Here is a 1,001-nt window from a genome sequence, read left to right on the forward strand (position 1 = left end):
GGTTGGTTATTTGTAATAAACCAGTCTCTGGATTTATACTTACTCCATTTGCTGGTGTTTTTAACGACCAACTTACATCTTTATTCAGTACATTTCCATACTGATCTTTTATTACTGCATTATAATCAGTTGTTTCCGGACTATTCTTTTGGGTTGGCACATTTATACTACTAGCTCCATCTATAATGATATTTGTTACTTCTGGTTCTGTTTTTTCTATTGCTACTTGTTTCTCTTGTTGCACTCCATTACTAGATACCACTACTATAACTGTTCCTGCATCTGCCTGGTTGGTCACTTGTAATGTTCCAGTCTCTGGATTTATACTTACTCCATTTGCTGGTGTTTTTAATGACCAACTTACATCTTCATCCATCACATTTCCGTATTGGTCTTTTACTATACCTGTATACTCTGTTTCCTTTGGACTTGTTATTTCTGTTGGTACGTTTATTACACTTTCACCACTTATTATTATATTTGTTACTTCTGATTCTACTTTTTCTATTGTTACGGTTTTTTCTTCTTGCACTCCATTGCTAGATGCCACTACTATAACTGTTCCTGCATTTGCTTGGTTGGTTATTTGTAATAAACCAGTCTCTGGATTTATACTTATTCCTGTTATTGGTGTTTTTAATGACCAACTTATATTTTCATCCATCACATTTCCGTATTGATCTTTTATTACTGCATTATAATCAGTTGTTTCCGGACTATTTTCTTGGGTTGGTACATCTATTATACTTTCACCATTTATTATTATATTTGTTGCTATTGGTTCTTCTTTATCTATTGTTACGGTTTTTTCTTGCTGCATTCCATCGCTAGAAGCCATTACTACAACTGTTCCTGCATCCGCTTGGTTAGTTACTTGTAATAAACCAGTCTCTGGATTTATACTTACTCCATTTGCTGGTGTTTTTAACGACCAACTTACATCTTTATTCAGTACATTTCCATACTGATCTTTTATTACTGCATTATAATCTGTTGTTTCT

General features: G+C 33.6%; 1 protein-coding gene. It reads right to left on the minus strand.

Annotated features, from left to right (window positions below; all coding sequences use genetic code 11):
- Positions 1-1,001, minus strand: a 1,001-nt coding sequence (locus QMG30_RS24750; RefSeq protein ID WP_281819901.1) for a hypothetical protein, incomplete at both ends; no start/stop codon positions are given.

This window comes from Vallitalea longa (assembly GCF_027923465.1).
In the GTDB taxonomy this organism is placed as follows: domain Bacteria; phylum Bacillota; class Clostridia; order Lachnospirales; family Vallitaleaceae; genus Vallitalea; species Vallitalea longa.